General features: G+C 63.4%; 3 protein-coding genes and 1 other RNA gene. 2 read left to right on the top strand and 2 right to left on the bottom strand.

Translation table 11 applies throughout. The features are described from left to right. Positions 1–127: 127 nt before the first annotated feature. Both ffs and EOM25_10460 read left to right on the top strand, forming a co-directional pair. An RNA gene (ffs, locus tag EOM25_10465) (signal recognition particle sRNA small type) lies at positions 128–223 on the top strand. Positions 224–354: 131 nt separating this feature from the next. Further along, positions 355–1221, top strand: a complete 867-nt coding sequence (locus tag EOM25_10460; protein ID NCC25600.1) for a Tim44 domain-containing protein — start codon at positions 355–357, stop codon at positions 1219–1221. A 126-nt stretch (positions 1222–1347) separates the two neighbouring features. On the opposite strand, the gene pbpC is transcribed toward EOM25_10460, so the two are convergent. Then, entirely contained in the window at positions 1348–3705 is a 2358-nt protein-coding gene (gene pbpC, locus EOM25_10455; GenBank protein ID NCC25599.1) for a penicillin-binding protein 1C, read from the bottom strand. Next, positions 3689–8174, bottom strand: a 4486-nt coding sequence (locus EOM25_10450) for an alpha-2-macroglobulin family protein (GenBank protein ID NCC25598.1), incomplete at its 5' end; no start/stop codon positions are given. The genes EOM25_10450 and pbpC, both read right to left, overlap by 17 nt.

Below are 8174 nucleotides of genomic sequence, written 5' to 3'. Positions count from 1 at the left end.
CTTCGGGGCCGCCTGTCCAGCCTGCCGATCTCACGGTGCTTCATTTTTACGTTTTGGGTCGGACTTGCCAGCGATGGTCTTTCCGGGTAATCAACCATTTCGACGTGCGTTACCATATCGCGCGCCAGCAGGGAAGCCGGGCGGCAGGGACGCTGCCAACCCCGTCAGGCCTGAAAAGGAGCAGCGGTAACAGTTGTTTCTGGGTGCCTGGTTTCCCTGAAAGGGACGCAGAGTCTTGCGTCCCTTTTTTTTTACTCGATTTTCTTCGTCTGTCCTGATGGAGAGATGGCGGAGACAGGCATTCAGGCACGGATGTGTCTGGCCACCGATCACTTTTTGACCTGGAGAGCGATCATGTTTGTAAAGCGTGTGTTGGCTTGGGGCGTTCCAATTTTGGCCCTTGTGGCATTTCTGGCAGTGAGCGTGGATTTTGCCGAGGCTAAACGGTTTGGTGGAGGGAGATCCTTCGGGTCAAAGCCTTCGTATCAGAAGAGCGTGACCAATCCACAGAAACCGGCCCAGCAGAGCCAGGGGCAATCCGCCGGGGCCATGAACCAGCCAGGACGGGGGTTGATGGGCGGCATGCTCGGCGGCCTGCTTATGGGCGGCCTTTTGGGGTCCCTATTCTTTGGCGGTTCGTTCATGGGTCCCGGTCTATTTGACATCTTGATTATCGGCGGCCTGCTTTATTTGGCCTACAGGTTCTTCAAGTCCCGAAAACTTCAGGAGCGGACGGATTCGGGGCCGGAACCCGGGCCCATGAGGAGGAGTGAGTCCGGGGCCGGGTGGGAAAACCTGCGGACCCCGCCTTCAACCGGATCGAAATCCGCTCGGGCTGTTCCGGTTCCCGAGGGTTTCGACGAACGGGAGTTCCTCGAGGGCGCCAAGGCGGCCTTTGCCCGGCTTCAGCAGTCCTGGGACGAGCGGGATATGGACGACATCCGGCAGTTCACTTCCCCGGAAGTCTTCCGGACCATCGAGGACCACGCCAGACAGGAACCCGGACCTTCGCGAACGGAGACACTCCTTCTGGAAGCTTCGCTGTACGAGGTCCGGCAGGTTGGAAGCCAGACCGTGGCCGGGGTGGAGTTCAATGCCCGAATTCAGGAAGACGGTGGACCCGTCGAGCAGGTCAGGGAAATTTGGCACTTCGGGCGATATGACAACGACCCTAAGGCCAGTTGGGTTCTCGAGGGCATCCAGCAGGTGGAGGAACGATAGCCATACGGTCCACATCTGTCGGCGTCTGGTCTCCGGAAGGTATTTCTCGGCCCACCTCATGGTGGGCCGAGCTGTTTCCGGGGCACGGGAAACACTTGGTCGTCAAGGCAGTCACCGCTCATTTTTTCACTCGACCCGGAAGGAGAGGCTGTCGGTACGCCCTCGGACGTCCTGGACCACCAGTCGGTGTGTACCGGGTTCGAGATCCAGGAACAGATGCTCGTCAGGTCGGCCCGAAGCGGCCAGAATTCCGTCCATAAACCACCACAGAAGATCGGAGTCCATCGGGGCCTGCGCCCTGAGGGCCACCCGCTGATATTCTTTCGGAGCTTCGGCCCGGAACCTGTACGGAGTTCGAGCATTAGGCGAGACGATGCGAATTTCTCCCTTGGCGGCCGAGGTCAGGCAATCCGGTGACACGGGTGGCGGGACGGGCGCTGCCATGCCCCGGGACGCCCACCAGGAGACGAGTTCCGGGTCGTGGTCCTCCACGGTTGCCGTTCGATGGGGCCGTCGGCCGAGACAGTCCCCCTCCAGTCGATATCCGGTCTCCGTGTCGACGAACACCCTGCGGTGCATCTTGCAGGGTGAAAGCCGGGTTTGTCCCGGCAGATAGTTGATGGTCATCCGTCGGGGGCACGCTGGATTTGGCAGTTCCCTGCTGTCGGCGCAGACCTCGATCCGGCCGATGTTCAGTCCTTGTGGACTGGGAAGATCGACACCCTCCGGCTCAAGAACTCGAAAGATGTCTAAGAGAAAAGGCCCGGCATGGCGAGCCCCGGAGATGCCCATCCGTGGTCTTCCGTCGAGATTTCCGGTCCAGACCCCTACGGCGAACCGACTGGAGAAGCCCACGGCCCAAGCGTCCCGGTGGCCGAATGAGGTGCCGGTCTTCCATGCCACGGCCGGTGCGTTTCGAGTCAGATTCCAGGATTGGGGCAGGTCGCTTCTGCGGACATCGGCCAGAATTTCGGTCACCAGATGGGACGATTCGGGGGAGAGCAGCCGAATGCCTGGGCCATTTCGTGGTTCGGGCAGATACTGAGCGGGCAGGTACAGTCCGCTCCGGGCCAGGGCGGCATAGATGTCGGTCAGGTCCATCAGGCGGACCTCGCCGCTCCCGAGGACGAGGGTCAGCCCATAGTCTGCGGACCGGCGGTCCAGGGTAGTCAGACCGCCGGTCCGCAGAAGGTCCAGAAACGGGTCCACTCCGACCCTGGCCAGCAGCCGGACGGCCGGAACGTTCAAGGATTCGCGGAGGGCCTCTGCGGCGGTGACCCGACCCCGGTGGCGTTGGTCGTAGTTTCTGACCGTGTATCCGGAAAAGTCGGTGGGCAGATCCAGAAGGATGCTTTCGGGGACGAGAAGCCCCTGCTCGAAGGCCAGGCCGTAGAGGAGCGGTTTGAGCGTCGAGCCAGGTGAGCGGCGGACAAGAGCTGCATTGATCTGTCCGTGATGGGCATCGTCGAGGAAAGATGCCGAACCGGCCATGGCCGAGATGTGGCCGGAGGCGACGTCAACGACCACTGCGGCCACGTTTTCCAGGCCCTCCCGGCGGAGCTGGTCCACCCGGGCCGAAAGGCGCCTCTCCACGGCGGACTGGACATCCAGGTCCAGTGTGGTGGTGACCACGCCTCCCCGTTTCCTGACGTTATCCGGCAGCCTGTCGTAGACCATTTGACAGAAGTGAGGGCCGCGAAAGGGCTGAGGTATGGGTTTGCTTGGCAACGGGACGGACATGGCCCGGGCGGCCTCGTCCGGGTCGAGATCGCCTCGGGCGGCCAAACCCTGGAGAAGGCGGTCCCGAGCGCCTTTGGCCGCCACGGGGTGCTTGAAGGGGTCATAAGCCGTGGGAGAGCGAGGTAGCACGGCCAGGAGGGCCGATTCGGCTAGGGACAGACGGTCCGGGGCCTTGCCGAAGTAGAAGTGGGCCGCGGCGCCCACGCCGACGATATTCCCGCCGTAGGGAGTCAGGTTCAGGTATCGCTCCAGGATCTCGTCCTTGGTCAGTCGACGCTCCAATTGCAGGGCCCGCGTGGCCTCGTGAAGTTTGGCCACCAGGGTTCTGGGCCGGGGGGAGGTCAGTCGGGCGACCTGCATGGTTATGGTCGAGCCTCCAGCCACCACTCTCCCCGACCGGAGATTCAGCCAGGCAGCTCGAAGCACGGCCAAGGGGTTGATTCCGGGGTGTCGTCGGAAGAATCGGTCCTCCGAGACGGTCAGGGTGTGGATGAGGACGGGCGAGACGTCCTGCAGGCGGACCGGAAAGCGCCATTGCTGATCCGCAGGCAAAAAAAAGCGCAGAAGTCGCCCTTGACGGTCCATTAGGCGGACGGCTCCGTCGGGTTCCAGGGAGGTCAGGTCCGGGGGGAGTAACCGGTCGGCAAGAACCGCGCCACCGACAGCGAGGGCAAAGGTTGCGACCAGGGCAGGAATCCACAGACGGGACATTGCCCTGATCGCGGTTTCAGTCGGTCGAGCCATGGGTCGCTTCCGGCCCGGTCCCGGTTGTCACAGTGGGAAGCACACGCATGCGATCGATCTCGCCGCCGGCTACGAGGTCCGGGGCGTACATGGCCTCGGCATGGACCGGCGGTATGGTGAATTCCCCGGGGCTCACGGCCCGCAGCAGGGAGTGGAAGACCTTCCAACCGGCGTCTTCGGCCCGGCCGTTCTGGCGGATCGGAGCCGGGAGATCGACGAAGAGAATGATCCGATCATCGCGAAGATCCTGAAAGGAAACGTCCGAGGCCCGGGAACTGATCCAAGGCAGGCGTTCGGTGGTCGAAAGTCTGGGGTTTTCCACCTCCAGGCCGGTCGGCAGCAGGGTCTGGACGGCCACGTTGTCCACCGGGCCGAGGGTGCTCCGGATCCCGACGCGCTGGATCAGAAGGTCCCCTTGGCGCACGTTTTCCGTATCGAGCGCGGCCCCGTTCCGGTCCAGGAATTCCCGGCGAATTTCCAGGCCCTTGGCCGATGGCGTGTAGGTATCACGGGTGGGGATCCCTCGGGTGAGGACGGAGAAGAAGGCAGCTCCGCTCTCGTAGCCCCGGTTCATGGCTAGGCGAAGCGGCTGGTCGCCTTCGATGCCGTCGATGGCCAGGGTCCGGCCGCTGTCAAACTCGGCCAGGAGGGCCTCTCCGGCGTAAAGCCGTCCGGAATAAGGGGCCTTGACCTTTTGGAGATGGTAGAAGCGTCCCAGAGCGGAGAAGGCCAGAGCGGCCTCCTGGGTGGTGGGTATTTCCGTGGCATCCAGCCGGGTGACCAGATCGCGGACCATGGCCGGGATACGTTCGTCTCCGGGTGCGACGTCCAGAAGCACGGTCAGGCGAAGGGACAGATCCCGAAGGGGGGAGCCGAGATTTCCTCCGGTTTCGCGAGGCCGGGGCTTGGCCCGATCCGCAAGGCGGTTCAGTTCAGCCATGCCTGCGGGGTCTCCAGTTAGGCCGAAGGCCGCGCCTAGGGTCGCAGCTGCCTCGGACCCGAGGAAGGGGGCTTGGCGCCGCCGCAGATAGTCCATGGTTCCCCGTTCGGGCCTTCCGGACTTGGCAAGGACGAACAGGGCGTAGCAAGCCCTGTCGAGGACCTCGGGAGTGTAGGTTTCCCGTGTCCGGACTAGGCCTTCCAGCCAGGTTAAAGCCTGATCCAGGACAGTAGGGAAGACCGTGTATCCGGCCCTGTCCGCCTCCAAAAGGAAGTGGGTGGCATAGATGCTGACCCAGGGATCGGGCTCGGTGGATCCAGGCCAGGGAGCGAATCCACCCTCGTAGGTCTGCATGCCCACCAGGCGCATGATTCCCGTCTGGACCATGGCCGACGGAGAGTGGCCTTTGATGGCCCTTGGGGCCAGTTGAGCGGCCAAATCTCCGAAGTGGATCAAAGGGAAGACCCGGGAAACGGTCTGCTCGGCGCAGCCATAAGGATAGCAGAGAAGATGGTCGAGACTGCGGGAAAAACGGATTAGAGGTAATGGAGAAATTCGGACCTCCCGGGTAGCGCTTCCCGAGAGGAAGGTGTTTCCGAGAAAGGGCAGCAGGGTTTCCGCTTCAGCAGCGGCCCCGGACTGTATCATGGTCGCGGCCGGTAGGGCCTCACGGATACCGATTTCGCTTTCGGAACGGGCGGATAATCCCTGACCCGCGGCCTCGGCCCGGCACACTAAAGTGCCTTCGTTCGGACCGGTATTCAGGGTGAACATGGTCAGGGCCTCCCGGCCAGGACCGATGGCCACGGTCTGGTTCGCCTCGGCCACGGTGCCAGGGCCGTGGGTCAGGAGCGCGACCGTGAAGTTTCCTTCGGACTCGGTGTCGTTGCGGACGACCACCGGGATCAGCGTTCTTTCGTCCGGGGCCAGGAAACGCGGAAAGGTCGGGGTAACTGACAGTGGGGAACGGACCCGGGTCAGGGCCTGGCTCGAGCCGAAACGGCGATCATGGACGACGACGGCCATGAGTCTCAGGGCTCCCTGGAATTCGGGCAGGTCCACGTCGAAGGTCATGGTCCCGTTTATGTCGGCCGTCTGCAGACCTGACCAGAAGGCCACGGGTCTTGTCCGACGGATGCCTTCGGTGCGGACGAATTGGCGCATGCGATCCAGGGCCTCGTCCCCTCCGGCCGGTCCGTTCCCTGTTTTGGGACCGATCTCGGGCAGAAGAAGGGAGAAGATGTCGCAGCCGCTCACGCCCAGTTTTCGCTTGGCGTAGAAGAAGGTGAAGGGATCCGGGCTCTCTTGGGCCACGAGCTGGAGGATGCCCTCGTCCACGGCGGCCAGAGTCACGGTGGCCCCGGGCTCGGTGGTGACAGCGACCGTGAGCCGGGCTTCGGGAAGGACGTTTTTCTGAGCCTGGATGACAGGCTGAAGGCGGTTGGCCGTCCGGTCCACGGAAAAGGACTGTATCCCGGAGGCCCGGGCCACGCCGCCGGGTTCCAGATCTCGGGCCGAACGGACGAGCACGGCCGTGAGGTAGGCGTTAGGAGCATACTCAGCCCTGACTGGAACCTCGACCTCGGCGGTGTTTCCGTCCAGAGCGTGGACGAAGACGTCGCGCACGGACTCGGTTTCGACCGTGACCAGAAGCCGTCCTCCAAAGGGGGCCCGAACCTGGAAACGGGCCGTGTCGCCTGGCTGGTATTCGTTTTTGTCCGGGACGAGTTCGACGCGGGCCGGGTTTTCAATGGCCCAGGGCGAGTAGCCCCACCCTGAGGCATAGAAGGAGGCCTGAGCGGTCGCGCCCGTGACAGGGTCCCTGAGCACGATACGATAGCCTCCGTATTCCGGTGGCACCACGGTGACCTGTCCTCTGGTCAGGCCGGGAGGCAGAGCCTGTGTCGAGACCAGACGGGAGTCGCGGATCGAGTCGTAGGCCGAGCCTCCGGAAGGCGTTCTCCTCAGGACGGTCTGCCATCGGTCCTGCCAGAGGAGGGCCTCCAGAACAGGCCCCGGGGCCTCCCGGCCTTGGGCGTCCAGAACGACATAGTCCACGGTCAGTTCTTGGCCGGGTTTGACTCCCTGATCTTCAAGCTTCGCGAGACCTGGGTAGCGGTCATAGACATGGACCGGAACCTCTTGCCTGGCGGCTACGCCTCGGCCTCCGCGTTCGCTGACCCGGGCGGTGATAACGGCCTCCAGTGCGGCGGGCGGCACGAGCCTGTCAGGAAGGGCCGCGGCGAAGGCAGCCACGCCCTCGTCGTCAAGAAAGGTGTTTTCATCTCCGATGAAGATGTCCCGGTCTTCGAATCGGGCCTCGGGATTGCCGAAGGAAAAGTTTTCAAATCCCTGTGGGGCGAAGGGCACGGCAGAGAGCCGGACCCGGGTCTCCACGGGCAGACCCGATGCCGGAGGGCCGAAGAAGTAGCGGCTGGAAACGGTGAAGGGCAGGTTCTGGCCGGGCCCGACAACGGTCTTGTCCGGGACGATCTGAACGGCGATGCGGTCGGGCACGAATTCCTCGACCTGGAAGCGGTACGTGCCGATCAGGGTTTCTCCGACGCGGCAGGAGAGAGTGTGACCACCGGTCAGACTCCAGTCGGGAAGATTTAGGTCCAGGGAGACCATTCCCTGGGGGTCGGTGGTCACGGTCCTTACGCCCATGTCCCGGCCCTTGGGATCCTTGTGGGTCAGGGTCAGGGGCAGGGCCGGGGGCGGTTCCAGGCGGGAGTCACGGACGGCAACCGCGACATGGGCGGTCTCTCCGGGACGGTAGATGTCCCGTTCTCCGTAGAGAAAGGCCGTGTATCCGTTCCGCCGGACCTCGATTCCACCCACGTCCAGGCCTGTCGTGTCCATGTTGAAGGCGTCGAAAAGCAGGAAGGCCAGATCGTCGTTCTTGCGGGCCAGGACCATGAACGGGGTCTGGCGGGCAAAGGTTTCGGCCAGTCCCCTGGCCTGCCAGAGCCCGGAATCGTCGGTTTGACCAGTTGCCAGAACCTGATTCTGGTCGCTCAAAAGGGTGCAGTGGACCCCGGACAGGGGGGATAGGTCGTCGAAGGAGCAGACGCTGACCAGAAGGTCGTCTTCACCCCGGCGGGCGACCAAACCCAGATCCGTGACCAGAACCCATCGCTGGGCTCCTTCCCATTGTCCGGGAACCGTGGCCAGGATGCGGAACAGGCCGCGTTCGCCAGGTGGCACGAACTTGTCAAGTTTTAACGGGGTTTTCACGGCCGTGTTGGCCGGGGCGGCCAGGGCCAGCCGCTCCTCGTGGATCCGGTCGCCCAGATAGTGCATCAAGGGGCCGGTGTACGAGGACCGATCGAAGAGGGATGGGCCGTAGTAGGAGGCGAAGAGCATGAACAGGTTGTCCGGGTAAATCCGGTCCAGGGTCAGTTCGATTTCGGGAAGGTTCACGGTCTGGAGTTCCAGGGTGCGCAGTCCCTGACGCGAGAGAAACATGCCCTGGTGGATGAAATCGGCAGAGGGCTCGATGGCCGGGAAGTCGATGCGCTGAACGAAT

Source organism: Deltaproteobacteria bacterium (assembly GCA_009929795.1).
In the GTDB taxonomy this organism is placed as follows: domain Bacteria; phylum Desulfobacterota; class Desulfovibrionia; order Desulfovibrionales; family Desulfomicrobiaceae; genus RZZR01.
Note: the sequence above shows the minus strand (reverse complement) of the source record. Positions and strands in the feature narration are given on the sequence as shown.

Excerpts from the sequence above, each read along its gene's own strand:
- pbpC (NCC25599.1), bottom strand. The coding sequence starts at position 3,705 with ATGGCTCGACCGACTGAAACCGCGATCAGGGCAATGTCCCGTCTGTGG.
- EOM25_10460 (NCC25600.1), top strand. The coding sequence starts at position 355 with ATGTTTGTAAAGCGTGTGTTGGCTTGGGGCGTTCCAATTTTGGCCCTT.